This window comes from Bradyrhizobium sp. USDA 4510 (assembly GCF_054059095.1).
This window is the reverse complement of the sequence record NZ_JBSSBT010000001.1, coordinates 5,219,768-5,243,234: the sequence shown is the minus strand read 5'-3', so window position 1 is coordinate 5,243,234 and position 23,467 is coordinate 5,219,768. Positions and strand designations below refer to the sequence as shown.

The window sequence follows — 23,467 nt, the reverse complement described above, 5'->3', positions numbered from 1 at the left end:
ATAACACCCCCTACACTCATAACGACACTAACGAGCTATCAACTTGCTTCTCATCAAGAGCGGCCCGGCAATGCCCGGCAGCGACATAAGAAGCAGAATGACAATCAAGGCGCTGTAGCCGCCGTCGCCGATCGCGGCCGTGTTGTGTACGGCGTCGGTCCCCGAGGCGTTGCTGGCGGCGAGCATCGCGAAGCCGATGATGGGCTGCGAGATGCCGGCGAAAATTCCGGCGGCTGTGGTGTTCACGGATGCGCCCACACCGATCAGATCGGCGGTGTAGAGCTTCTTGACGCATTTCAGTACCAGCGGGACGGTGCCCCCGGCGACGAGCCCCAAGGCAGTGAACGCGACGGTGACGTAGGCGAGTCCAAATGTCTGGGCGATCGGCGGCAGCAACATCGCGATCAGCAGCATGCGCAGCACGCAAATGCCGATCAGCGCGCGATCGAGCGCCGCCGCGGCGCGATCGGCGGCGTGACCCAGGAAGATCGAGCCGAGCGCATTGCCGATCATGAAGGCGAGCAGGGGCGTGCCGGCGGCTGTCGGGGAGATATGGAAGAAGTGCGCGACCATCGGAATGCCCCAGACGCCCGACAGCGTCGTCACCACCGCGAAATGCGACGCAAACGTCATTGCGCAACCCCAGTTCGCGACATGGGCCAGCGATTGCCGCGCGGCGATCACCACGCCCTTCAGCGTCTTGTTGCTGTGCGAGGCCGGATCGGGCTTGAGCGCGAGCTTGGCGAAAGCCAGGTTGGCGAGGCCAATGCAGGCGATGAACAGGAAGCAGGCCCGCCAGCCGAACCCTGAGACCGCGGCTGCGAGCGGCGTGGTCGCGATCACGCCCCCGACATAGCCCGAGACCTGCGAGATGCCCGACATCATGCCGAACCGCTCATCCGCGAAGCTCTGTGCCACGAGCTTCAGGAGTGCGGTGAAGACCAGCGCATCGCCGCAGGCGACGATCAGGCGCGCAACAAAAACGTCGAGCAGGTTCGGTGCTAGCGCGAACGCGGCGCTGCCGAGCGAGGAGGCGATCATGCTGACGAGAACGACGCGCTTGACGCCGTAACGGTCGACCAGAAGGCCTGCCGGAATCTGCATCAAGGTGTAGCCCCAGAAGTAGCTTGAGGCGAGCATCGCAACGCCGGCCGCGTCGGTGTTGAAGTCGTGCATGAAGCTGAGGCTGACCGACTGCGGCGATACGCGCTGCAGGAAGGCGATGGCGTAGGCGATGGCCACCGCCGTCCACGCGAGATAGGCGCGATCGGTGAAGCGCGACGTCGGGGCATAAACAGCTTGTTGTCCGAGCATCGACATCACACCCTCGCGTAACCCACCGAGAAAAGGGCATCCGCTGAATTCGGAATCTTCCGCGACATCGCGGCATCGACCAGCGACGCGGTGCCATGATAGGCCTGCCGATGGTGCTTAATGTGGCCGTAAGCGCCACGCATGATCATGTCGGGCAGTTCGAGCGGCTTGCCCGGATAGAGCGAGGTGCACATCTCGATACAGGCCGCCTGCAGGGCGAGATCCTGCGTATCGTCGAGCAAAGATGGAGTCACTTTTTCGCAAATCTTAGCGTTCGCTGCCCAGACGATCGGGTTGCGGGTTCGCCAGCCGTAGAGCACGTTGCCCTCGGCTCTCGCGGCGGCGCCGGAGCATTTCAGGACTTCCGCTGTGAAGAAGCCGTAGAAGCCGCGGCCCTGGTGCGCCGGGAGCACTTCCGTGCCGCTGCGATAGATTCCGAGTCCGGCCGACATCTGCAGGATGCGGTAGACCGAGAAGGCAATGAGGCCAGACCGATCGTAGACAAGGATCAGGCTATACTTCTTGTCGAAGGGCGAGGAGGTTGTTGTCCAGTGCGGCTCGGTGGCCTGCCAGTTGACGGCAATGATGCCGTTCATGGCGTCCATCAGCGGCTGACGGTCGCAGGCTTCGACCCGGGAGGCATCGGGTAGACTGTAGATCGCGTAATCCGTCCAAGGCGATTTGATCGCCTCGTATCCGCTGCCCAGATTTCGCGACATGGCAGAACTCCAGAATTCCATTGCGAGCTATACAGGGCAGCCTCGAATGGCTTAAAGGACAATATGCCCTCGAAAACTGCCAAAGCGCTCCGGCCTGAGCCGCGCGACAAGAAAGCGACGCGGCGGATCGCGATCGTTGCCTTTCCGGGTGTGACCTTGCTCGACATCTCGGGACCGGCGCAGGTGTTTGCAGAACTGGAAGCAATCGAGCTGCCGGGACCGGACTACTCGCTGTCCTACCTGTCGACCTCCGGCGGGTTGGTCCCGACCGATGTCGGCATGATGATCGACACGGCGCCGATTGACAGTATTGCGCCCGGCGAGGTCGACACGCTGGTGATCCCCGGCGGGCCCGGCATCTGGAAGATTCGCAACGACGCGAAGTTGATGAACTGGATCGCGGAGGCGCTGCCCAAGGCGCGCCGTATCGCGTCGGTTTGCCTTGGCGCATTTGCGTTGGCCTGGACCGGGATTTTGGACGGCAAGCGGGCGGCAACGCACTGGCGTTATTGTCCTCGTCTGCAGGATGGCTTTCCCAATATCCGGGTTGAGCCCAACGCGATCTTCGTCAAGGACGGACGGGTCTGGTCATCGGCCGGGGTTAGCGCCGGCATCGATCTGGCGCTCGCCATGATCGAGGAGGATTTCGGCCACACCATCGCGCTCGATGTCGCGCGCAGACTTGTGGTGTTTCTGAAGCGGCCGGGCGGTCAGAGCCAGTTCTCGACCGTCCTTGCCGCCCAGGCATCGGACGTCGAGGGACGCTTCAGCGCGCTGCACGCCTGGATCATCGAGAACATCACGAGCGACCTCAAGGTCGAGACTCTCGCGGAAAAGGCGGGGATGTCGCCACGCACCTTTGCCCGGACCTATGTCAGCCGCACCGGCATGACACCCGCAAGCGGCGTCGAGGCGCTGCGGGTGGAGACGGCGCGCTTGCTGCTCGAAAGCCGCCAGATCGGCGGCGTGGTCGAGGTCGCCAAGCGCGCGGGATTTGGCGATGACGAGCGAATGCGGCGGGCCTTCCTGCGCCACCTCGGCGTATCGCCGACCGAGTACCGAAACCGGTTTTCGGGCAGCTAGCTCGCCTCGGGCGAGGTCGTCTGGATACGAACCGCGTCGCGTCGAGAACCGATCTATCTCACGAGCGAATAGCTGGCCTTCGCTGGCCGATTCGTGGCGCAAGGTGGTAGCTTTTCCGGTTTGTCTGCGGCTAATGTGCCGGCCAAATCGGGAGAAGAAACACCATGAATGACGGGACCCCCATTCGACAGGCGCGCAATGTCGAACTCGGCGGCCAGCGGCGAGGAATTCCAGAACCTGCACGAATTCGCGCGAAAGGCCCGCGCCAAGCTGAATCAGAACGCCTGGGACTACATCGTCGGCGCCTCGGAGACCGAGACCACGATGCGCCGCAACAGAATGGCGCTCGACGAGATCGCGTTCCGGCCGCGCGTCCTGCGCAACGTCATCAACGTCGATCCTTCTACCGCGGTATTCGGACGCAAGCTCCGGCTTCCCGTGATGATCGCCCCGGTCGGCGCGCTCGAGATCTTCGATCCGGATGCGGGCGCGGCCGTCGCGCGTGGAGCGGGAACGTTCGGCGCGGCGCACATGCTGAGTTCGGTTTCCGAGCCCGGGCTGGAGGACACCGCCAGGGCGGCACCGGATGCGCTTCGCATCTTCCAGCTCTATGTGCGTGGCGACGATGCCTTTGTCGAGGATGTGGTCAGCCGCAGCATCGACAACGGTTATGCCGCGTTCTGCCTCACGGTGGACACTGCCCATTACAGCCGGCGCGAGCGCGATATAGCCAAGCGCTATGTCCGCGAGAGCCGCATCCGCGCCACCGGCGGCGATTTCCAGAAGGGGCTGGAATGGCGGACGGTGAAGCTGATCAAGGACAAGTTCAAGATTCCACTTATCCTCAAGGGGATCGCCACCGCCGAAGACGCCAAGATCGCCCTCGACCACGGGGTCGACTGGATTTACGTCTCAAATCATGGCGGCCGACAGCTCGACCATGGCCGTGGGTCCATGCATGTCCTGCCCGAGATCGTTCAGGCGGTCGCGGGCCGTGCCAAGATCATGGTCGACGGCTCGTTCTGCCGCGGCACCGATATTGTGAAGGCTATCATTTCGGGCGCTGATCTTGTCGGCATCGGCCGGTTGCAGTGCTGGGCGCTCGCCGCGGCCGGTGAGGCCGGCATTGTCCGGATGCTTGAACTGCTGGAGGACGAGGTGATCCGCTGCCTCGGTCTGCTCGGCGTCACCAGCTTTGCCGAACTGGACAAATCCTACCTGCATCCGGCGATGCCGACCAATCTGCCGAGCGTGTTCAGCGCATTCCCGCTTCTCGATATCGATCCCTACCGCTACTGAGCCGCTGCGGGCAATGCATGAAGCGTTGGCGCGGTCGAGGCATTTGTGCGCCTCGATCGCGCCAGCCGCGATCAATCTGTGGTGTCCATGAAGCCGCCGCGGCAAGACAAAGTCTGATCCAAATGCCGCACTAGTCGAGGCGGATGGCAGATAATCCATTCGCGGAATTTTCACTCGAGCGCGCGATCGGCTTGCGCTGGACCTTGCGGGATATTCAGGCCGGCAGGCTCAAATTGTCACCGGTCAGCGACGAGGATCTGCACATCCTCGCTGAGCTCGGTCTCGTCGAACTGCATGACGACGAGCCCGGGCTGACGGAGGCGGGAGCCGCCGTGCTGAGCGATTGAACATGCGCGCAGCCTAGCGCGCATTCAGGAAGCTTTCACCGGAATTGCAAGGCGTGCACTGATAGGTCAGCACGTCGTAGACTTGGTCGCGCGGCTCGATCAAGGCAAGCCGCATTTGCGTGCCGCACTTCATGCACGGCATCTCTATGCTGGTCTTGAACCGGGTGCAGGTCGGTGTCGGACGAACGGCGCGCAGCATCGGATCCCCTTATTCCCCAGAGACGCGAACGCGACCGACGAAGAAGCCGAATCACTATGCCACAGTGCTGACATAATTGGAATCGGCTGTCGGTCGCGGCTAGGTAATTTTTCCTCAATTGGCCGGAGCGGGTGGGTCTTCATTGCTCGCGATCCGGCGCTGACGCCGTCACAATCTATGCTAACCTCACCGGACGCTTATTTCAGGGGGCGCGATCATGATTGAGCCTAAGCTTGAAGTTCCCGCCGAGTTGCGCGATCTCGCGGAAAAGACCATCGACCAGGCCGAACAGGCCTTCAGCCTGTTCTTTGATGCCGCGAGCAAGTCGATGACGTCGATGCCGGGCGCCGGTACCGAGATCTCCAAACAGGCGCTGTCGTTCACCGAGCAGAACATGAAGGCGGCGTTCGAGCATGCGCGCAAGCTCGTGCACGCAACGGATCTGCAGGAGGCGATGCGGATCCAGTCGGAATTCCTGCGCAGCCAGTTCACCAATGCCGGCGAACACATGCGCCAGATCAGCGGTAGCGTGATGTCGGCGACCAAGGACGCGACGAAGGGCAAGTTCTAGGACACGGCGTTCGCGGCCCCATCGACGGTTTAGCGCCGGCGCGCGACGGCGACGCCGAGCAGAAACGCGACGAACAGGCTTGCGAGCGGCGCTTCGCGCGTGACCGCACTCACGGTGGCCAGGGCTCCGCCCGGTCGGCGCGAGGTCGCGATGGCATCGCTGAGGCGATCGGCGGCGGCTCGGAGTCCATCCGACACCTCCGTGATCGTACGCGAGACGTCCGTCGCGGTGTCGATCGCTCGTTCACCGAGTGTGGGTTGAAGCGGGAACTCGGGTGTTTCGGAGCTCATGTGCCGTGCCGCGATTTATTGAAGGCCAGGTGACCGACGTCAGGTGACCAACGCCTTTGCTATCCGCACGTTTTGCACGGCGATGGCGGCCACATATCGGAGAAATTCCGCAGCGGTGGATTGGTTCCACCGACATGTCTCGCTTTCACATCGGGGAACCGGAAACTTACGCGCGGGTCGCGGCTTGTTTCCGTGGAGGAGACGATGATGACAATGCAGGCGCATGGCATTGCAGATGGCGGTTCGGTCAAGCATCGAAATCGGCATGGTGGCACGCCGCTGTTGGTCGCGGCCGTGGTTGCGATCCTCGGTGTGCTCGGCATGCTGATCGTGGATCATGGTCCGTGGAACAAACCGAATGTGCAGCCGGCCGCTTCGGCCAACTACTCAACGACCGGCGAGGCGGCGCGCGCGGCTGGCGCAAAGGTCATACCGACCGAGCCCAAGGCACCGATCGAGCCTGATCCACCCGGCCCAAAGCCCGCTCATCCGGCAAATCCGGGCACGCCGCAATAGATGCGGGCGTTCGCCGGATCACATCCCGACGCAGGGGCGGAGGAATTTGACTCGTTGGACAAATCAGCGGCACAAAATCATCGTCGGAAAGATCGCGGGATTATCAGCGAATGCTGACCAGCATGCCCCACGCTGTTGCAAATCCTGCACCAACGAGAACCAGCACCGGGCTGTCGCAGAACATGCCGCCATACTGGCACATGGTGGCACCGAGAGAGCCGATCTGATGATGGCCCGCGGCGTAGAACAGGCCGGACAGGACCGCGAGCACGGCAGCAACGAAATACATCGACGCTTCCTCCTTGCAATCAAATGCGGCGCGGATCAGTTCGACCGACGCAGGCCAAAAACTGTATTGATGTCGATCCAAATATTGTGAGCTGTCCGCTTGACGGTTCGGGCAGCTCAGCGGCACACTGACATCATCGCAGCAAGCATAGGCAATTGGCGCCGGCTCGCATTGCGATTCCGCATCAATGCCCAAGCTTTCGCTCAAGGCGGTTTCTCACCATCGAAGCCGACGCATCGCATTTTACCGATCGCATTCAGCCCGAAATAGGTTTGACACGTCGGGCAACTCAGGGTCATAATCCGAAAATCAGAAATTGTTGAGCCCGCGCGGAGCAATCCGCGGCGGGCTTTTCCTTTGCCGTTTCACCAATCGGATGGCGACCGCACCGTCACGACGCCACATCCTCCCAGCCCGTCGCCTGAGTGTCGCAAACGCGCCGCCGTCCGGACCCCTTGAAAAGAGAACGAATTGGCTGGTGCGCGCGAACGCGCCGGTCCTGCGGCGCGGCGAAAGCCGGCGCCGCCCGCGGCCCCACTCGTCAGGGCTAAGGTTCGCGCCCCAAAGATCGCCGCCCACTGCGCGATCTGCCGCACATTCATGCCATGGCCGCATCGCGCGCTGACGGCCGATCAACGAGGTTTGCATGACCGCCTATCTGATATCGCTCGCGCTCGCGGGATCTGGTTGCCATCGCGTTGTGGGAGCTTGCATGAGCGCCGAGATTATCCAGTTCATTCAGAGCGCCCGCATCCCAAACGCGAGCAGACGGACGTTCCCACGGTCGCATTTTCGTGCGGTGTTGCCTGATCCTGATCCGGATTGCGACACGGCTCCGAGCGAGTACATCTTCTTGGCCAATGATTTTATCCGGCGAGGATATCGGCTCTTCGAACCTGTCTCGCCCTGGGCATGGCAGCACACGCTGTATTGGAGGAAGGAGCTTGTCTAGATCCTGCGACGTGGGTTCGGGTTGTCGCGAACAATTCGATGACGTTGAGCGCCGGTGGCTTCGGCGATCGGGGTTTTTTGCGTTTCTGGCCATGGGTAACATCCTTCGGCAAGCCGCGGTCGTAGCCGGCATCGAATTTTGGGCGTGGGGATGCTAGAATGGGCCTCTGCAGTGCGAACAAAGCATCGCTGGAAGCGTTTCCTTAAATGGGCGCCCGGCGGCAGTCGTGGATCCTGAGCGCTGAATTCGCGGAATGCAGGCTTGCGCGCCTTGATCTCTGGTGATCGATCGATAAACTGAGTTGTCGGCTCGATCGCGCGCGCAAATGTCTTGGAGATCGAACGAAGGAAGAGACCATGGTTGAGGTTGGCCGCGGGCTCGACACGAAGGTACAGCCAGGCCCGGATATGGATCGTTATTCGGTCATGGTCGCACGAGCCAAAGCGCTTGTTCCGGCATTGCGCGAACGGGCATCGCGGACCGAAGAGCTGCGCAGATTGCCGCCGGAGACCGAGCGGGATTTGCTTGACAGCGGCCTTTTCCGGATCCTGCAGCCCAAGCGCGTCGGAGGCAGCGAGCTCGACTATGTTGCCCTGGTCGACTGCGCCGATGCGCTCGGGCAGGGAGACGCCTCGGTCTCCTGGAATTTTGCCAACCTTGCAAGTCACCACTGGATGCTGGCTATGTTCGCGCCCGAAGCGCAGAGCGCGGTGTGGGGAGAGGATCCGGATGCGCTGATCGCGTCTTCCTTTGTCTTCCCGGCAGGTCGTGCGAGGAAGGCAAGTGGCGGATATGTTCTGAGTGGTCATTGGCCGTTTTCGTCCGGGGTGGAATCCTGCGGATGGAACATGCTCGCGAGCGTGGTCGCCTCGGATGATGAGGCCGACGGTGTCGAGTATCGGCTATTCCTGTTGAACAGGCGGGACTACAGCATCGACGACACCTGGAATGCGGCTGGCTTGCGCGGAACGGGATCGAACGACGTGCGGGTCACCGACGCATTCGTTCCCGAGCATATGACCGTTGCCGTCAGCGATCTTGCGGGAGGTGCGACGCCGGGCAGTATCGTCAATCCGAATGCGCTCTACATGCTTCCAGTCTTTTCGTTGTTTCCCTATGTGTTGTCCGGGGTTGGTTTGGGAAATGCGCAGGCTTGCCTTGATGACTATGTCGAGATCGCGCGACACCGCGCTTCGACATATAACCGGGCCAAGATCGGGGACCTGCAAAGCACACAGATCAAGATCGCCGAGGCGTCGGCGAAGATCGATGCCGCGCGGCTAATCATGCGCACGAACTGCGTTGAGGCACTTGCGGAGGTCCGGCGTGGCGATATCCCGGGCATTGCAGCGAAGACGAAGCTTCGGCGCGACGGTGCGTTCGCGGTCAATTTGTGCACCGAGGCGGTGTCTCTTCTATTTGCGGCGGGCGGCGCACGCAGCCTGTTTACCTCGGGAGCGTTGCAGCGCCAATTCCGCGACGCGCACGCGGTGAATTCGCATCTCGCGTTCAATTTCGACGCGGCGGGCACCAATTACGGGCGGGTGGCTCTGGGGCTGCCGTCTGAAAACCTGACGCTTTGAGGTAAGCCGGATGTCCGACTCGCCCAAACATCCGCTGGATCCCGCCAGTGAGCTCGCAAGCGATAGTTCGGCGATCGATCCCCGTGATTTCCGCAATGCGCTCGGTACGTTCGCAACAGGTGTGACGATAGTCACCGCGATGGCGGCTGAAGGAAGGCCCTATGGAATTACTTGTAATTCCTTTGCATCGGTGTCGCTCAATCCGCCACTTGTGTTGTGGAGCCTGGGCATGTTTTCGCAGGGACTGCCGATCTTCCAGAATGCCAGCCATTTTACGGTCAACGTTCTGGACGCGTCGCAACAGGCGCTGGCGGTGCAGTTTGCCAGATCGTCGGGTGACAAGTTCGCGGGTGTGAGCTGGACGCCGGGCCTCGGGAATGCTCCCGTGCTTGCCGATGTGGTCGCGAATTTCCAGTGCCGTGCCGCCAACCGCTACTATGGCGGGGATCACGTCATTTTCCTGGGCGCGGTGGAAGCCTACGCCTATAACCGGAACAATCCGCTGGTGTTCGCGCGCGGAGGTTTTGGCGGGTTTTTGGCTGAGGGTGGTGACAAGACATCATGAATCGAAAGACGCCCGTCAAGCGCGTTCGTGCCAAGCAGAGGCGACTATCAGCCGTCGATCGTCGCAGTGAATTCGTTACCAAGGCAACCGAGCTATTTGCGGAGGAGGGATTTGGCGGCGGCACGCGCGCCCTTGCTCACAAGCTCGGCGTAACGCAGCCGCTGCTTTACCGCTACTTTCCGAGCAAGGACGATCTCATCAAGGAGGTCTACCGCAAGGTATATCTCGAACCGCTTGAAATCGGCTGGGAGAAGGTGCTTTCGGATAGGTCACGTCCGCTCCGCGTGCGGCTCCAGGAATTTTACGAAATCTATACCGACGCGATTTTCAACCGAAGATGGCTCCGGATCTATCTCTACTCCGGCCTGAAGGGCCTCGATATCAATCGGTGGTATGTTGGCATGGTCAAGGACAAGATCCTGACACGCATTCTCCGGGAATGCCGCCACGACGCCGGCCTCGCGACGCAAGGCAGGCCCAGCGCCGCAGAACTCGAGCTGGCCTGGGTGTTTCACGGTGGCATCTTCTATTATGGCGTACGCAAGTACATCTACGAAGCGCCTGTCCTCGAGGACAAGGCGCAGATGATCAGTGACGCGCTGGATATCTTCCTCGCGGGATTTGAGAGGATGGCGGAGAGCGCGACCGATCGTCGACGGGCGCCGGTCAAGGTCGTCGGCTGAGCCGCGCTACATTGTCGCCATCTGACCCCGATACCAATCCCCGATCTCGCTTGCCGTCATGAGGGCGACGCCGTCATGGCCGATGACGTAATCGAGCAGGGCCTCCAGGTACTTGATGCGATGCGGCACGCCCGTGATGTAGGGATGCACCGAGATGGCCATGATCCGCGCGTTCTCTGCGCCCTCGAGGTACAGCCGATCGAACTGGTCAGTGCAGCGCGTCAGGAACTGCTCCGACGGAAAGTGTTGCAGCGCGTGAATGACGATGTCGTTGGTCTCGACCGAATAGGGAATCGTCGTCACGGTGCCGTGCGGCGTGGCGATGTCCTGGGGGAGATCGTCAATCACCCAATCGGCCACGTATTCGATCCCATTGAGGCGCAGGAGATCGAGCGTTTCTTCTGTTTCGGTCAGGCCCGGGCTTTCCCATGATCGCGGCGGCTTGCCGGTAAATCCAGCAATCGTGTCGACAGCGCGCTTGATTGCGTCCGCCTGATTTTCGACCTTGTGCATCGGGCCCTGAACAAACCCATGTCCCATGAACTCGAAGCCCGCCTCGCGCGCCGCCGACGCCACACGCGGATAGCTGTTGCAAACATTGGCGTTCGCAGCCAGCGTCACCGGTATCTTTCGATCGGTCAAAGCTTTGAACTGCCGCCAGAAGCCGGCGCGCATGCCGTATTCATGCCACGACCAGTTCGGCACGTCGGGCAGCAGGGGCTGGCCCATCGGGGGGCTCAGCACGGTGCGTGGCATCGCATTGTCGATGCGCCATTCCTCGACATTGAGGATAACCCACACGGCAAGCTTCTTGCCGTCAGGTAATGTCAGTTTCGGTCGGTCGACCTGCGCCTGGTACGGAATGCGATCAGTAAAGGCCATATCGAACCTCCTTCACGTCGATGATCCGGCAGCGGTGGCATTGATCCGCGGCAGGACCTTCTCGGCCATCAGGATCATCGATTGGCGGCCAAGCTCGCGATCTTTCCAGTCCTTGCCGGCGTAAAGCAGGGTTCCGAAGGTGCCAATCTCTTCCTGGAACGCCAGCAACTGGTCAGCCACGCTTTCGGGCGTGCCGTAGATGATCAATTTGTCGCAGATCGATTCCAGTGTGACCTCGGCGTCGGCTTGATCCCGTCGCGTCTTGAACAACTCAAGCCGGCCACTGCGCTTCAGCTTCGCGAACAACTGGTGATAATAGTACGCGTACGGACTGTCTGATGACGTGGCATAGGCCTTCGCGGTTGCTGCATCCTTTGCCACGAACACGCTCTTGGCGACACGCCAATTGGCAGGCTCGGCTGCCCGGTTCACGCGGTCACAACCCTCGACATATTTCGGCCAGTGACTCTTCACCCAGGCCGGCATCAGGAAGTTGGCCGAGATCGGATCCCAGCCGCGCGCCGCCGCCTCCGTGACGCCCTTTGAGAGTGGCGCAACCGCGGTCACCACGATTGGCGGGTGAGGGACCTGCAAGGGGCGAGCGACGATTCCCTGGCCGATGTCCTCGATCAGAGTCCGTTTGACCGAGACGTTCCAATATTTGCCCTGCAGATCATAGGGCGGTTTACCAGCCCAGATATCAAGAACCTGGTTGATGGCCTCAAGGAACATGGCATTGCGGTCGGCATCGAGATTGCCGAAAACCTCCGCGTCGGACAGCAATCCACCAGGGCTGATGCCAAGGATGAAACGGCCATCAAGCATGTGATCGAGCATGGCGACGGACGCTGCGATGGCTGCCGGATGCGTGTTTGGCATGTTGATGGTGCCGGTTCCAAGCTTGATCTGTTTGGTTGCGGCTGCGAGCCAGGCAATGAAGGCGATGCTGGAGGTGATGTTCTCGGCCTTGTCGGTGACGTGTTCGCCGACATACGCCTCGGTGAACCCGAGCTCGTCCGCGAGCAGAAAGGCCTCGCGATCCTCCCGGAGCGATTGCCGCCAATCCTTGTCGAGAGGATGGATCGGCATCGTAAAAAAACCGAGCTTCATGATCCGCCTCCCCGCGATTTGAACTTTAGTTGGCAAGGAACCTGCGGCCTTCCCGAGGCGAAGACAAGTCCTGCCGCACAAATAATCACTCGATAAACAAGCTTGACCTTTGAAGAGGGCGGCCCTCTAATCGGGCAAACCAAAATTGGGCCCGGGAGGCCATGCCCACATGAAAGCTGCGGCTTTCGCCTACGCCCGCGCGACCAGCGTCGTGAACGCGCTGGAGTTGCTCGCCATGCACGGCGACAAGGCGAAGGTTCTGTCGGGTGGTCAGAGCCTGATGCCGGCGATGAACCTGCGGCTCCTGTCTCCGGACATTCTGGTCGATATCGGCTGCCTCGCCGAGTTGCGCGGCATCACCGTGAGGGGAGACGTGCTGGTCATTGGCGCGCTGACCCGGCACGTCGATCTGCTCAGATCGCCGGAGGTTGCACTGCACGCGCGGCTGTTGCGCGATGCCGTTGCCCACGTTGCCCATCCCGCAATTCGCAATCGCGGAACGATCGGCGGCAGCCTCGCTCACGCCGATCCTGCGTCGGAGCTGCCGGCCTGTGTTGTGGCGCTTGACGCCACGATCGTTGTTCGGGGCTCGGCCGGCGAGCGCCGGATTGCTGCGACGGAGTTTTTCAGGGGAATTTACGAAACGGCACTGTTGCCCGACGAGTTGCTTGTCGCGGTCGAGGTGCCGGTCGCAGGCCAAGGCTCGACATTTTTCTTTCAGGAATATGCCCGGCGGCATGGCGACTACGCTGTCGTTGGTCTCGCCGCCCGTGCCGTAGTTGCGGCCGGCAGGTTCTCAGCTCTTCGCCTCGGCTTCTTTGCTGTTGGCGACCGGCCATTGCTCGCGGCGGCCGCCGGCAAACTGATCGATGCCACGGTAACTCCCGCCTTGCTCGCAGAGGCGACGGCCGCACTGGCCGATGAACTCGATCCACAGGAGGACCAGCAGGCGACCGCGGCCATGCGTCGACACCTCGCGACGGTCTTGCTCCGGCGCTGCGTGGCAGCATTGCTGGCACGGCCAGAACTGGAAACGGGAGTCGGCAAGTGAACGCTCCGGTACCGGTCTCGCTTCTGGTCAATGGCGAACCCATCGACGCCTTCGTCTTGCCGCGGCTCAATCTTGCTGATTTCCTCCGCGAGAATCTCAAGCTTACCGGAACTCACGTTGGGTGCGAGCACGGCGTTTGCGGTGCCTGCACGGTCCGACTCGATGGCGAGATCGTTCGCTCCTGTCTGATGCTGACGGTCCAGGCGCAGGGCGCGTCGGTCGAGACAATCGAGGGGCTGTCTGACAGCGGTGAGATAGCCGATCTTCAGGCGGCATTTCGCGAACGCAATGCATTGCAGTGTGGCTATTGCACGCCTGGGATGCTGATCACGGCGCAGGACCTGCTGAAGCACGTGTCCGTGCCTGATCGTCGAGCAATCCGCGAGCATCTTTCCGGCAACTATTGCCGCTGCACGGGCTATCAGGCCATCGTGGATGCGGTGGAGGCGACAGCCAAGACGCGCGCGGAGCGGGGCGTATGACGGTGACGCGGGCGCCAGCAGACACGCTTTCGGTGCTTGATCGCCCGAATTCCTACATCGGCAAGACCGTACCGCGGCCGAACCTCGACAGGTTGCTGCAGGGGCGGGGCCAATATGTCAGTGATCTCGAATTGCCGCGGATGGCGCATGTGGTTTTTCTACGGTCGCCACATGCCCACGCCAAAATCGCAGCGATCGACGCCGAGGCGGCAAGGCGCATGCCCGGTGTCGTTTCCATCGTCACGGGTCGTGAACTTGAAGCGGTCATCACGCCGTGGGTCGGGGTGCTCTCGCACCTGAAGGGACTGAAGTCAGCGCCGCAGCACGCGATCGCGGTCGACCGCGTGTGCTGGCAGGGCGAGGCCGTTGCAGCGATTGTGGCGACCAGCCGTGCTGCAGCTGAAGATGCCATGGAGCACATTTCAGTCGACTACGAGGAGCTCGAGGCGGTCACGGACATGCGTGCTGCGCTCGATCCGGCAGCTCCCGTCATTCATGCTGCGCTCGGCGACAATCTTGCCTTTGAGCGGACGCTCGACGCCGGCGACGTCGATCATGCATTGTCGGGGTCCGAACTCGTCGAGGCCGACTTCGTATTCGGGCGCCACACCGGCGTGACACTTGAACCGCGCGCCGTCGTTGCCGATTGGAATGCGGCCGAGGCACGGCTCACGATCTATCAGGGCACGCAAGCGCCCCATATGGTGCAGAACATCGCGGCGCTGCATCTTGGGTTAGGGGAAGCGCAGGTCCGGGTGGTCTGCAAGGATGTCGGCGGCTCGTTCGGCATCAAGGTCCATATCTACGCCGACGAAATGGCGACCTACGCGCTGTCCAAGCTGTTGCGTCGGCCAGTCAAGTTCGTGGCGGACCGCGTCGAGAGTTTCAACACGGACATCCACGCCCGCGATCATCGATGCAGGGGTCGGATCGGCGTCAGGCCGGACGGCACCATCACAGCCTTCGAGATCGACGACCTGACGGGGATCGGCCCGTATTCGATGTATCCGCGCACCAGCGCCATCGAGGCCAATCAGGTGGTCAACCTGGTCGGTGGGCCCTATGCCACGGCGAACTATCGGGCGCGGGCGCGCGTCGTTTTCCAGAACAAGAACGTAATGTGCCAGTACCGGGCGGTCGGACACCCGATCGCCTGTTCGGTCACCGAAGGCCTGGTCGATCTGGCGGCAGCGAAGATCGGCATGGACCCCGTCGAAATCCGGCGGCGCAATCTGATCGCCGACGATGCCTATCCGTGTGCATCGCCCTCGGGCATGAAGTTCGAGCAGCTTTCGCATCACGCCTCGTTGACCAAGCTGCTTCAGATGATGGATTACGACGCGTTGCGGGCTGAGCAAGCGGCCTTGCGCGCCAGAAACGTCCATCGAGGCATCGGAATCGCGAGCTTCATCGAGGTGACCAATCCCAGCGCTGCCTTCTATGGCGTGGGCGGCGCGAAAATCTCATCGCAGGATGGCGTTGCGGTCCGGCTCGACGCGCAAGGGTCGGTGATCTGCCAGACCAGCATCACGGAACAGGGGCAAGGGTCGGAATCGCTGACGGCCCAGATCGTCGGCAGCGTGCTTGGCGTTTCGATGGAACGCGTTCGCGTCATCCTGGGCGACACCGACCACACGCCCTATGGCGGTGGCACCTGGGCCTCGCGCGGTGCCGGCATCGGCGGCGAAGCTGCATTGCAGGCAGCCAAGGGCCTGCGAGAGAACATCCTGAACGTCGCCGCGGCCATCCTGCAATCGACGCCGGACGGGCTCGATATCGTCAACAACACGATCGTCAACGCCGCCGACGGCGCGCCGCGCATCGAACTGCACGAGCTTGCGCGGATCGTCTATTTTCGACCGGACACCCTGCCGCCCGGCATCCAGCCCGAATTGATGGCGACCCGGCATTTCGTTCCGCGCCAATATCCCTTTGCGTTCACCAACGGCGTTCAGGCCTCATGGCTCGAGGTCGATACCGAGACCGGGTTCGTCAAGCTGCTGAAGCATTGGGTTGTCGAGGACTGCGGCACCATCATCAATCCGCAACTGGTCGACGAGCAGATCCGGGGCGGGGTCGTGCAGGGCCTCGGCGCGGCGCTGTTCGAGAAGTGCATCTACGACGAACGCGGTCAGCTGACCAATGCCAATATGGCGGACTATCTGGTCCCGATGTCCGGCGAGATGCCCGATATCGAGGTCGGCCACGTGGTGTCTCCGACGCAGGAATCGGAGCTGGGAGCGAAAGGGGCAGGTGAGGCGGGGACGGCCGGCGCGGCAGCTGCGGTGGCCAACGCGGTCAATGACGCGCTCCGGCCGTTTGGCGCAACAATTACCGAGATTCCGCTCACGCCTCAGGTTATCCTGACCGCCCTGGGACGGATCTGAGTGGAGACGTTCCGGGCAACGATAATACGATAAGCAAAACGCAGACAATTCTTGGGGAGGAATAGTCATGACGAAGAAGGTCACCAAAGCTGGATCGATATCACGGCGTCGTCTGCTGACGACGGCAAGCGCCGGCGCCGTTCTCGCCGTCTCGCCTTTTCGCATCAATCTGCTTCAGGCCCAGGAAGCGCCCATCAAGATCGGCTTTCCGGTTCCATTGACCGGTCCATACGGCGCCGAGGCCCAGGACCAGGTGCGGGCGGGTCAGCTTGCTGTCGCCCAGTTCAATGATGCCGGCGGTCTCAACGGCCGCAAGGCCGAGCTCGTTGTGCGTGACGACAAGCTGAATCCGGGGGAGGCGGCGACGCGGACCCTGGAATTGGTCGAGAAGGAGAAGGTGAATTTCGTCGTCGGCAGTCTGTCCGCGGCGGTTCAGCTCGCGATCAACAACGTCACCAAGGAACGCGGCGTCATCTTCAATTCGATCAGCCAGTCCGACGCCATCAACGAGGCGGCAGATTTCAGCAAATACACGTTCCACGAAGCGCTGAACCCGCACATGACGTCAGGGGCGGTCGGGCGCTACGCCTTCACCAAATTCGGCAAGAAGGTGGCGTTTCTCACGGCGGACTATGCTTATGGTCACGAGATGGTTCGCGGCTTTCTCGAGGTCGGCAAGCAGTTCAACATCGAGAACCTCGGTGACATCCGTCATCCGTTAGGGACGACTGATTTCTCGACCCTGCTGCCACGTCTTCAGGCGCTGAAGCCCGATATTCTATGCATCAGCAATTTCGGCCGCGATCAGCAGATCGCGCTGAAGCAGGCGACCGACTTCGGCATCAAGAAATCGATCCAGATCATCGCGCCGCTGCTGTCGCATGCCAGTCGCGTTGCGGCGGGCCCCCAGGCATTCGAAGGCGTCGTCGGGGGCTGCTCGTTCTTCTGGGGCATCGAGGACAAGTTCGCCTCGACCAAGGCATTCAACGACGCGTTCCGCAAGATGTATGACGGCAAGTTGCCTACCGACTACGGTGCGCTAGGCTATGGCGGTGTTCGGACGGTGCTCGAGGCGGTCAGGGGCGCGGGCAGCGTGGAGACCGACAAGGTCGTCGCGGCACTGGAGGCTCTGAAATACGACTACTACAAGGGGCCGCAATACTATCGCAAATGCGATCACCAATCGGTGCAATCGGTGCTCGTGATCAAGTCGAAGTCCAAGGACATGAAGAACGAGTCAGATGTGTTCGAGGTTCTATCGACCGAAGAGCCTAACGAGAAGAACCTGCGTAGCTGCGACACGCTTGGCCACAAGAGCTGAGCCATGCGCCGGCGCGCACCGCGGAGCGGTGCGCGTGCTGAGGGGGGGACAAATGGCGGGCCTGAGCTTTGATCTGATTGCACTGCAACTATTCGCTGGGCTGGCGCTCGGCGCGATCTACGTGCTGTTTGCGATCGGCCTCTCGCTGATCTTCGGGATGTTGACCGTCGTCAACTTCGCTCATGGCGCGTTCTACATGGTCGGCGCCTATGTCGGGCTGCACCTGATTTCGATCGGCGGCAATTTCTGGCTCTGCTTGCTGGCGGTACCGCTTCTGATCGGGCTGTTCGGCCTTGCCGTCGAGCGCGTGCTGATCCGGCCGCTTTACGGCCGCGGCATCGATTATCCGCTGCTGCTGACCTTCGGGCTGAGCTACGTCATGGTCGAATGCGTGCGCATTGCCTTCGGCAAGACCGGTTATCCCTTCGACACGCCTGAGCTTCTGCAGGGGGCTGTCGACATCGGTGTCGGATATTTTCCACTTTACCGCCTGTTCGTGATCGGCGCGACGGCCGTTGTCTTGTTGGCGCTCTGGCTGTTTCTGGAGAAGACCAGCTTCGGACTCATTATCCGCGCCGGCGCGCGCGATCCGCAAATCGTCCGCGTCCTCGGGGTCGACGTTTCCAGGGTCTGGTTGATCGTGTTCGGGATAGGCACCGCGATTGCGGGCTTTGCCGGGCTGCTGGCTGCCCCGCTTCAAGGCGTCATTCCCGAGATGGGCGGCACGATTCTCGCCGAGGCTTTCGTGGTTACGGTCGTAGGAGGCATGGGTTCGATCGGTGGCGCCGTACTGGCGGGCCTCCTCGTCGGTGTGGTGGTCAGCATGACGTCGCTGTTTGCACCCGAGATGGCCAAGGTTTCGATCTTCGCCCTGATGGCGATCGTCCTGATCGTCCGTCCTCAAGGCTTCTTCGGCCGCGCCGGATTGATGAGCTGAGAGCCAGGGATGACCGGAGCCACCGAATCCGTCAAACAGTCTCGTGCCACAACGGGCAGTTGGTACGAATTCGCAACGCGGCATCGCGCCAGCATCGTGGCCGCGGTGATCCTGATTTTCCCGTTGTTGATGCCGTTTACGGCTCTCGCGGTGAACATCCTGATCTATGGATTGTACGCCGTCGGCTTCAACCTCGTGTTTGGTTATCTCGGTCTGCTGTCGTTTGGTCATGCCGCGCTGTTCGGGACCGGTGCCTACCTCTGTGGCATCGCCATCGTGCATTTTGGCTGGCCATGGTATGCGGCCATCGCGGCCGGGATCGCCGGCGGCCTGTTGATGGCATCGTTGATTGGCGTGCTCGCGATCAGGACCCGCGGCATCTACTTCGCGATGGTAACGATGGCGCTGTCGCAATGTGTCTACTACCTGTTCTATCAGGCGGTTGACCTGACCGGTGGCGAAAACGGCCTCCGCGGCATCAATGTCCGCACCATCGATCTGTTCGGCTTGCGGCTCGACTTCATCAATCCGATGATCCGTTACTATGTCATCGCGGCTTTTGTGATTGCCGCGTTTTTCGTGATGTCGCGCATTCTCGCCTCGCCATTTGGCGCCGTCATTGAGGCCGTGCGGGAGAATGAGATGCGCGCCCGCGCGTCAGGCTATGACGTCACCAAGACCCGATTGCTGACCTTCGTTTTGTCTGGCGGCTTCTGCGGTCTCGCGGGAGCCTTGCAGGCGCTGCATCTGTCGATCGTTCCGATCGAGATCCTGCACTACGAGACCTCGGGCCTGGTCGTGATGATTGCTCTCCTGGGCGGTATGGGGACATTCTTCGGGCCGATGATCGGTGCCGCCGTCTTCCTGGTCCTGGAGAACGTGGTCTCCGTGTGGACGGTTCATTGGCAACTGATCGTTGGCGCCATCTTCATTGCCTGCGTGTTGTTCTTCCCCGCCGGCATCTGGGGCACGCTGATCGCGCGAGGCAGGCGATGAGCGCCGCGGAACGCCAAACCGAGGAAATCATTCTGCGTACCAGGGGCGTCGGCAAGACGTTCGGGAAGTTTGTTGCGCTGAACAATATCTCAGCGGAGTTTTCCAGAGGGGCGATCACCTCCATTATTGGTCCGAACGGGGCCGGTAAGAGCACCTATTTCAATTTGCTGTGCGGCGCGTTTGCGCCCACCAAAGGCAGCGTTGAATTCGAGGGGAAGGATGTCACCGGCCTGCCGCAGCATCGTTTTGCGCATATGGGGATCGCAAAGTCCTTTCAGATCACCAGCGTGTTTCCGCAGCTCACGACGCGTGAAAACATCCGCGTCGGTCTGCAGGCGCTAGTGTCGAGATACGATATCTGGCGTCCCCGCGCACGCCTGACCGAGCTGGTCGAGCGGGCAGACGAGCTGCTTGCCCTGGTCGGATTGTGGGAATCTCGCGAACGTGCCGCCAAGACGCTGGCCCATGGCGAGCAGCGGGCGCTGGAAATCGGCATGGCGCTTGCCAGCCAACCCCGGTTGCTGTTGCTGGACGAGCCGACGGCCGGCATGAGTCCGGAGGAGACCCGGACCATGATGGATCTGATCGTTAAGCTCGCAAAGGAGCGTACGGTCATCCTCGTCGAGCACAAGATGAAGCTTGTGCTCGGGATCAGCGATCGCATCCTCGTGCTGCATCACGGAGAACTTCTCGCCGAAGGAACGCCGCAGGAAGTCCGGCAGAACGAGGCGGTGAAGCGCGTCTATCTCGGCCAGCGGGAGCATTGACGAATGCTGCAGATCAGCAAGCTCAATGCCTGGTACGGCGCAAGTCACGCGCTGCAGGACATCACTCTCGAGGTGACCAAAGGCGAGATCGTCTGCCTTATCGGTCGCAATGGAGCCGGCAAGACGACGACGCTGAAATCGATCATGGGGTTGATGGGACGAACGCGCGGCTCGGTCACCTTCAAGGGCAAGGAGCTGCTGAGCCGGCCGGCGCATGTGCGCTTCGCGCTGGGACTTGCCTATGTTCCCGAAGAGCGGCGGATTGTGCAGGGATTGTCGGTCCGGGAAAATTTGCGGCTCGGGCTGGTAGCGTCGCCGGCGAAGAAGCGGGAAGCCGAGCTGATCGACGAGATCGCGATGATATTCCCACGGCTGGCCGAGCGCATGGACCAGGAGGCGGTCACGATGTCCGGCGGCGAGCAGCAAATGCTGGCGATCGCGCGGGCGATGATCGCAAAGCCCGACCTGATCATGCTGGATGAGCCTTCGGAGGGCATCATGCCGGTCCTGGTCGACGAAATGTTCGAGCTATTCCGCAACATGAAGGCACAGGGAACGACGGTGCTGCTGGTTGAGCAGAATGTCGAGCTCGCGCTTGGCATCGCCGATCGTGCCTACGTCCTTGATCAGGGGGCAGTGGTGCACCAGGCCTCGGCGCAGGCCCTGCTGGCCGACGACGAGATCAAGGAGCGATATTGTTCGGTGTGAGCGGGCTTTCCGGTCTCCCGCCGGCGCGAACGGACCTTACTCCGCAGCGCGCGCGATCGCGTCGGTCTTGCGAATGGTGACGACGACCTTGATCGCGTCATCCACGCGATCCCGTGCATATCTGAGCGCCGTCGGCAGGTCTTCCAGCGGAAACGTATGCGTGTGGATCCTTGTCGCGTCGAACCGCTTCGCTGCCATCAATTCCATGGCGCGGCGCGTGGCGCTGCGGCCCTCGCCGCGGATCCCGTAAGCGTAGATGTTGTTTCGCACGAGATGCGCGATGTCCAGCGTCGCAGCCTCGTGTGGGAAGGCGGCCAGACAAATCTTGCCGCCACGATTGGTCATGTGAATGGCCTGGTTGAGTGTCGCTTCGGTGCCGGCACATTCGACGACATAGTCCGCGCCGATTCCCCCTGTTAGTTGCTTCACGACCTCAACGGCGTCTTCGTCGTTGATGTTGATGACGCGGTCGGCCCCCAATTCCCCGCCGATCGCCAGCCGCTTGTTGCGCGTGCCGGTCAGAATCACCGGGCTTGCGCCAAGCGCCTTGGCCACGGCAACTGCGAGAAGTCCGATCGGCCCCGGGCCGATCACCACGACGCTCTCGCCGGCCACCAATCCTCCCAATTCCGTCAAGCCGTACATCGACGTGCCTGCGGTCACCACGAGCGTCGCCTCCGCATCGCTCATGCTATCCGGTACGCGCGCCAGCGTATTGATGTGGTTGACTGCGTACTCCGCGAATCCGCCGTCGGTCGTAAAGCCGTTGGCGCGGTGGCCCTTCTCCGGCTTTCCATAGTTGAGACAGGACGTGTACATGCCCTGGCGGCAGCGTTTGCATTGGCCGCAGCCGGCGTGGATTTCGACGCTGACCCGCTCGCCGATCCTAAATTCGTCAACGTCCGGCCCGAGTGCGGCGACCGTGCCCATGTATTCGTGGCCCGGCGTGAAGTTCTTGTTGAAGGGCAGGCCGCCCTCAATGCTTGCCGGCGACCCGGCATGGATGATTTCGAGATCGGTGGCGCAGATCGCAACCGCATCGATGCGCACCAGCACCTCGGCACGCGCGGGGACCGGCGTCGGCTTTTCGCAAAGCAGGAGCTGGCCGGGGTCACCCAGGACCCAGGCCTGCATCAGGCCGGGAACGGGCAGATCAGGCGATGTGTTGACGCCGGGCGGCTGGTACATGGGCTTCCTCTTTCGGCCGTCAGCCTAGCGCGAAACCAGTGGCTGCCGCGAGCACCCGATGGTCGGCATCGGAGCCGTTGCATTTGCTGCACGGCAGCAAGCGCGTCGCAAAACATTCATACGCGGCCTATACTTGGTCCTCCGCTTGATGTTGAAATCCTCATTGCATCCTCTCCCAGACCGGAGCCTCCCATGAAGACCGTCCGCCTTGTCCTTGCGTTGCTGGCGCTGATGCTGATCGCGCCGTGGCAATCCGCCAGGGCGGCCGACGTGATCTGCTACAATTGTCCGCCGGAATGGGCGGATTGGGCCTCGATGCTGAAGGCGATCAAGGCGGATCTCAACTACGATATCCCGCATGACAACAAGAATTCCGGCCAGGCGCTGGCCCAGATCCTGGCCGAGAAGAGCAATCCGGTCGGCGATATCGGCTATTTCGGGGTGACTTTCGGCATGAAGGCCAAGGCCCAGGATGCGCTCGAGCCCTACAAGCCGGCGCATTGGGATCAGGTCCCGGCTGGCCTCAAGGACGCGGATGGCTACTGGACCACGATCCACTCCGGCACGCTCGGCCTGTTCGTGAACAAGGATGCGCTTGGCGGCAAGCCGGTGCCTGCCTGCTGGAAGGATCTCCTGAAGCCCGACTACAAGGGGATGGTCGGCTATCTCGACCCGTCGTCGGCGGCGGTCGGCTATGTCGGCGCGGTCGCCGTCAATCTGGCGCTCGGCGGCTCGCCAGGCAACTTCGATCCGGCGATCAGCTTCTTCAAGGAGCTGCGCAAGAACGATCCGATCGTACCCAAGCAGACGTCGTATGCCCGCGTCGTCTCCGGTGAGATGCCGATCCTGTTCGACTACGACTTCAATGCCTATCGCGCGAAATATTCGGAGAAGGGCAACTTCGAGTTTGTGATTCCCTGCGAGGGATCGGTGGTGTTTCCCTATGTCGTTGGTCTCGTGAAGAACGCACCCGACAAGGAGAAGGCCAAGAAGGTGATGGACTATCTCTTGTCCGATAAGGGGCAGGCGATCTGGACCAATGCCTATCTGCGTCCGGCCCGCCCGATCGAGCTGCCGGCTTCCGTGAAGGGCAAATTCCTCCCCGACAGCGACTATGCTCGCGCCAAGAGCGTCGACTGGGGCGAGATGGAAAACGTGCAAAAAGCCTTCGTCGACCGCTATCTCGCCGAGGTTCGCTGAGGCAATATGGTGCCCTTCGCCGGGGCAC

24 protein-coding genes and 2 pseudogenes are annotated in these 23,467 nt (G+C 61.7%); 18 read left to right on the top strand and 8 right to left on the bottom strand.

Annotated features, from left to right (window positions below; all coding sequences use genetic code 11):
* Positions 1-27 precede the first annotated feature (27 nt).
* Entirely contained in the window at positions 28-1,320 is a 1,293-nt protein-coding gene (locus ACVMDN_RS24390; RefSeq protein WP_168856029.1) for an MFS transporter, read from the bottom strand.
* Positions 1,320-2,054, bottom strand: coding sequence for a hypothetical protein (locus ACVMDN_RS24385; RefSeq protein WP_253639326.1), 735 nt, complete (start codon positions 2,052-2,054; stop codon positions 1,320-1,322). Before ACVMDN_RS24385 ends, ACVMDN_RS24390 begins: the two co-directional genes overlap by 1 nt.
* A 42-nt stretch (positions 2,055-2,096) precedes the next feature.
* On the opposite strand from ACVMDN_RS24385, the gene ACVMDN_RS24380 reads away from it, so the two are divergent.
* The 3 genes and pseudogenes from ACVMDN_RS24380 to ACVMDN_RS24370 all read left to right on the top strand — a co-directional run bounded on the left by ACVMDN_RS24380 (position 2,097) and on the right by ACVMDN_RS24370 (position 4,762).
* Complete coding sequence (locus ACVMDN_RS24380; RefSeq protein WP_456814767.1) at positions 2,097-3,116, top strand: GlxA family transcriptional regulator; 1,020 nt, start codon at positions 2,097-2,099, stop codon at positions 3,114-3,116.
* Positions 3,117-3,280: 164 nt separating this feature from the next.
* A pseudogene (locus ACVMDN_RS24375) lies at positions 3,281-4,415 on the top strand (alpha-hydroxy acid oxidase).
* A gap of 143 nt (positions 4,416-4,558) precedes the next feature.
* Complete coding sequence (locus ACVMDN_RS24370) at positions 4,559-4,762, top strand: hypothetical protein (RefSeq protein WP_253589731.1); 204 nt, start codon at positions 4,559-4,561, stop codon at positions 4,760-4,762.
* A 13-nt stretch (positions 4,763-4,775) separates the two neighbouring features.
* Here ACVMDN_RS24370 and ACVMDN_RS24365 read toward each other — a convergent pair whose 3' ends face one another.
* Complete coding sequence (locus tag ACVMDN_RS24365; RefSeq protein ID WP_018272817.1) at positions 4,776-4,961, bottom strand: hypothetical protein; 186 nt, start codon at positions 4,959-4,961, stop codon at positions 4,776-4,778.
* 217 nt (positions 4,962-5,178) lie between these two features.
* Between ACVMDN_RS24365 and ACVMDN_RS24360 the strand changes: the two genes are divergently transcribed.
* The gene (locus ACVMDN_RS24360) at positions 5,179-5,532 is read left to right on the top strand and encodes a phasin (RefSeq protein ID WP_016847366.1); all 354 of its coding nucleotides are present in this window, start codon (positions 5,179-5,181) and stop codon (positions 5,530-5,532) included.
* 29 nt (positions 5,533-5,561) lie between these two features.
* On the opposite strand, the gene ACVMDN_RS24355 is transcribed toward ACVMDN_RS24360, so the two are convergent.
* Positions 5,562-5,822, bottom strand: coding sequence for a hypothetical protein (locus tag ACVMDN_RS24355; RefSeq protein ID WP_050383887.1), 261 nt, complete (start codon positions 5,820-5,822; stop codon positions 5,562-5,564).
* 213 nt (positions 5,823-6,035) lie between these two features.
* On the opposite strand from ACVMDN_RS24355, the gene ACVMDN_RS24350 reads away from it, so the two are divergent.
* Positions 6,036-6,338: a hypothetical protein gene (locus tag ACVMDN_RS24350; RefSeq protein WP_075968249.1), complete on the top strand. Its 303-nt coding sequence runs from the start codon at positions 6,036-6,038 to the stop codon at positions 6,336-6,338.
* 103 nt (positions 6,339-6,441) lie between these two features.
* Here ACVMDN_RS24350 and ACVMDN_RS24345 read toward each other — a convergent pair whose 3' ends face one another.
* Positions 6,442-6,834 (bottom strand): hypothetical protein, encoded by a 393-nt coding sequence (locus ACVMDN_RS24345; RefSeq protein ID WP_456814766.1) that lies wholly within the window; start codon positions 6,832-6,834, stop codon positions 6,442-6,444.
* Between the two features lie 649 nt (positions 6,835-7,483).
* Between ACVMDN_RS24345 and ACVMDN_RS24340 the strand changes: the two are divergent.
* The 4 genes and pseudogenes from ACVMDN_RS24340 to ACVMDN_RS24325 all read left to right on the top strand — a co-directional run.
* Positions 7,484-7,579 (top strand): annotated as a pseudogene (locus ACVMDN_RS24340) (GNAT family N-acetyltransferase); the annotation flags it as partial.
* Positions 7,580-7,986: 407 nt separating this feature from the next.
* A complete protein-coding gene (locus ACVMDN_RS24335) occupies positions 7,987-9,162 on the top strand; it encodes an acyl-CoA dehydrogenase family protein (protein ID WP_168856105.1) in 1,176 nt (391 codons plus the stop codon).
* 10 nt (positions 9,163-9,172) lie between these two features.
* Complete coding sequence (locus ACVMDN_RS24330) at positions 9,173-9,727, top strand: flavin reductase family protein (protein ID WP_076834073.1); 555 nt, start codon at positions 9,173-9,175, stop codon at positions 9,725-9,727.
* Positions 9,724-10,410: a TetR/AcrR family transcriptional regulator gene (locus tag ACVMDN_RS24325; protein WP_253589734.1), complete on the top strand. Its 687-nt coding sequence runs from the start codon at positions 9,724-9,726 to the stop codon at positions 10,408-10,410. Before ACVMDN_RS24330 ends, ACVMDN_RS24325 begins: the two co-directional genes overlap by 4 nt.
* A 6-nt stretch (positions 10,411-10,416) precedes the next feature.
* Here ACVMDN_RS24325 and ACVMDN_RS24320 read toward each other — a convergent pair whose 3' ends face one another.
* Positions 10,417-11,292 carry a polysaccharide deacetylase family protein gene (locus ACVMDN_RS24320; RefSeq protein WP_456814765.1) on the bottom strand — a complete coding sequence of 292 codons (876 nt, stop codon included), beginning with the start codon at positions 11,290-11,292 and terminating at the stop codon, positions 10,417-10,419.
* Positions 11,293-11,304: 12 nt separating this feature from the next.
* Entirely contained in the window at positions 11,305-12,402 is a 1,098-nt protein-coding gene (locus ACVMDN_RS24315; protein ID WP_456814764.1) for an LLM class flavin-dependent oxidoreductase, read from the bottom strand.
* A gap of 169 nt (positions 12,403-12,571) precedes the next feature.
* On the opposite strand from ACVMDN_RS24315, the gene ACVMDN_RS24310 reads away from it, so the two are divergent.
* The 8 genes from ACVMDN_RS24310 (at position 12,572) to ACVMDN_RS24275 (ending at position 21,051) form a co-directional block, all read left to right on the top strand.
* Positions 12,572-13,453 carry an FAD binding domain-containing protein gene (locus ACVMDN_RS24310; protein ID WP_141342848.1) on the top strand — a complete coding sequence of 294 codons (882 nt, stop codon included), beginning with the start codon at positions 12,572-12,574 and terminating at the stop codon, positions 13,451-13,453.
* Positions 13,450-13,935 (top strand): (2Fe-2S)-binding protein, encoded by a 486-nt coding sequence (locus ACVMDN_RS24305; protein WP_076834058.1) that lies wholly within the window; start codon positions 13,450-13,452, stop codon positions 13,933-13,935. The genes ACVMDN_RS24310 and ACVMDN_RS24305 overlap by 4 nt, the downstream gene beginning before the upstream one ends.
* Positions 13,932-16,322: a xanthine dehydrogenase family protein molybdopterin-binding subunit gene (locus ACVMDN_RS24300; protein ID WP_456814763.1), complete on the top strand. Its 2,391-nt coding sequence runs from the start codon at positions 13,932-13,934 to the stop codon at positions 16,320-16,322. Before ACVMDN_RS24305 ends, ACVMDN_RS24300 begins: the two co-directional genes overlap by 4 nt.
* 67 nt (positions 16,323-16,389) lie before the next feature.
* Positions 16,390-17,643: an ABC transporter substrate-binding protein gene (locus ACVMDN_RS24295; protein WP_456814762.1), complete on the top strand. Its 1,254-nt coding sequence runs from the start codon at positions 16,390-16,392 to the stop codon at positions 17,641-17,643.
* A 52-nt stretch (positions 17,644-17,695) separates the two neighbouring features.
* Positions 17,696-18,580, top strand: coding sequence for a branched-chain amino acid ABC transporter permease (locus ACVMDN_RS24290; protein WP_456814761.1), 885 nt, complete (start codon positions 17,696-17,698; stop codon positions 18,578-18,580).
* Between the two features lie 9 nt (positions 18,581-18,589).
* The gene (locus ACVMDN_RS24285) at positions 18,590-19,576 is read left to right on the top strand and encodes a branched-chain amino acid ABC transporter permease (RefSeq protein ID WP_076834050.1); all 987 of its coding nucleotides are present in this window, start codon (positions 18,590-18,592) and stop codon (positions 19,574-19,576) included.
* The gene (locus ACVMDN_RS24280; protein WP_092082954.1) at positions 19,573-20,343 is read left to right on the top strand and encodes an ABC transporter ATP-binding protein; all 771 of its coding nucleotides are present in this window, start codon (positions 19,573-19,575) and stop codon (positions 20,341-20,343) included. Before ACVMDN_RS24285 ends, ACVMDN_RS24280 begins: the two co-directional genes overlap by 4 nt.
* Before the next feature lie 3 nt (positions 20,344-20,346).
* Complete coding sequence (locus ACVMDN_RS24275; RefSeq protein ID WP_253589739.1) at positions 20,347-21,051, top strand: ABC transporter ATP-binding protein; 705 nt, start codon at positions 20,347-20,349, stop codon at positions 21,049-21,051.
* 36 nt (positions 21,052-21,087) lie between these two features.
* Here the strand turns inward: ACVMDN_RS24275 and ACVMDN_RS24270 are convergent, their stop codons facing one another.
* Positions 21,088-22,239, bottom strand: a complete 1,152-nt coding sequence (locus ACVMDN_RS24270; protein WP_456814760.1) for a zinc-dependent alcohol dehydrogenase — start codon at positions 22,237-22,239, stop codon at positions 21,088-21,090.
* 192 nt (positions 22,240-22,431) lie between these two features.
* Here ACVMDN_RS24270 and ACVMDN_RS24265 point away from each other — a divergent pair, with 192 nt between their 5' ends.
* The gene (locus ACVMDN_RS24265) at positions 22,432-23,439 is read left to right on the top strand and encodes an ABC transporter substrate-binding protein (protein ID WP_069275426.1); all 1,008 of its coding nucleotides are present in this window, start codon (positions 22,432-22,434) and stop codon (positions 23,437-23,439) included.
* The last annotated feature ends 28 nt before the right edge of the window (positions 23,440-23,467 follow it).

Coding starts and splice junctions, on each gene's coding strand:
- ACVMDN_RS24390 (WP_168856029.1), bottom strand. CDS start 1,320: ATGTCGATGCTCGGACAACAAGCTGTTTATGCCCCGACGTCGCGCTTC.
- ACVMDN_RS24385 (WP_253639326.1), bottom strand. CDS start 2,054: ATGGAATTCTGGAGTTCTGCCATGTCGCGAAATCTGGGCAGCGGATAC.
- ACVMDN_RS24380 (WP_456814767.1), top strand. CDS start 2,097: ATGCCCTCGAAAACTGCCAAAGCGCTCCGGCCTGAGCCGCGCGACAAG.
- ACVMDN_RS24370 (WP_253589731.1), top strand. CDS start 4,559: ATGGCAGATAATCCATTCGCGGAATTTTCACTCGAGCGCGCGATCGGC.
- ACVMDN_RS24365 (WP_018272817.1), bottom strand. CDS start 4,961: ATGCTGCGCGCCGTTCGTCCGACACCGACCTGCACCCGGTTCAAGACC.
- ACVMDN_RS24360 (WP_016847366.1), top strand. CDS start 5,179: ATGATTGAGCCTAAGCTTGAAGTTCCCGCCGAGTTGCGCGATCTCGCG.
- ACVMDN_RS24355 (WP_050383887.1), bottom strand. CDS start 5,822: ATGAGCTCCGAAACACCCGAGTTCCCGCTTCAACCCACACTCGGTGAA.
- ACVMDN_RS24350 (WP_075968249.1), top strand. CDS start 6,036: ATGCAGGCGCATGGCATTGCAGATGGCGGTTCGGTCAAGCATCGAAAT.
- ACVMDN_RS24335 (WP_168856105.1), top strand. CDS start 7,987: ATGGATCGTTATTCGGTCATGGTCGCACGAGCCAAAGCGCTTGTTCCG.
- ACVMDN_RS24330 (WP_076834073.1), top strand. CDS start 9,173: ATGTCCGACTCGCCCAAACATCCGCTGGATCCCGCCAGTGAGCTCGCA.
- ACVMDN_RS24325 (WP_253589734.1), top strand. CDS start 9,724: ATGAATCGAAAGACGCCCGTCAAGCGCGTTCGTGCCAAGCAGAGGCGA.
- ACVMDN_RS24320 (WP_456814765.1), bottom strand. CDS start 11,292: ATGGCCTTTACTGATCGCATTCCGTACCAGGCGCAGGTCGACCGACCG.
- ACVMDN_RS24315 (WP_456814764.1), bottom strand. CDS start 12,402: ATGAAGCTCGGTTTTTTTACGATGCCGATCCATCCTCTCGACAAGGAT.
- ACVMDN_RS24310 (WP_141342848.1), top strand. CDS start 12,572: ATGAAAGCTGCGGCTTTCGCCTACGCCCGCGCGACCAGCGTCGTGAAC.
- ACVMDN_RS24300 (WP_456814763.1), top strand. CDS start 13,932: ATGACGGTGACGCGGGCGCCAGCAGACACGCTTTCGGTGCTTGATCGC.
- ACVMDN_RS24295 (WP_456814762.1), top strand. CDS start 16,390: ATGACGAAGAAGGTCACCAAAGCTGGATCGATATCACGGCGTCGTCTG.
- ACVMDN_RS24290 (WP_456814761.1), top strand. CDS start 17,696: ATGGCGGGCCTGAGCTTTGATCTGATTGCACTGCAACTATTCGCTGGG.
- ACVMDN_RS24285 (WP_076834050.1), top strand. CDS start 18,590: ATGACCGGAGCCACCGAATCCGTCAAACAGTCTCGTGCCACAACGGGC.
- ACVMDN_RS24280 (WP_092082954.1), top strand. CDS start 19,573: ATGAGCGCCGCGGAACGCCAAACCGAGGAAATCATTCTGCGTACCAGG.
- ACVMDN_RS24275 (WP_253589739.1), top strand. CDS start 20,347: ATGCTGCAGATCAGCAAGCTCAATGCCTGGTACGGCGCAAGTCACGCG.
- ACVMDN_RS24270 (WP_456814760.1), bottom strand. CDS start 22,239: ATGTACCAGCCGCCCGGCGTCAACACATCGCCTGATCTGCCCGTTCCC.
- ACVMDN_RS24265 (WP_069275426.1), top strand. CDS start 22,432: ATGAAGACCGTCCGCCTTGTCCTTGCGTTGCTGGCGCTGATGCTGATC.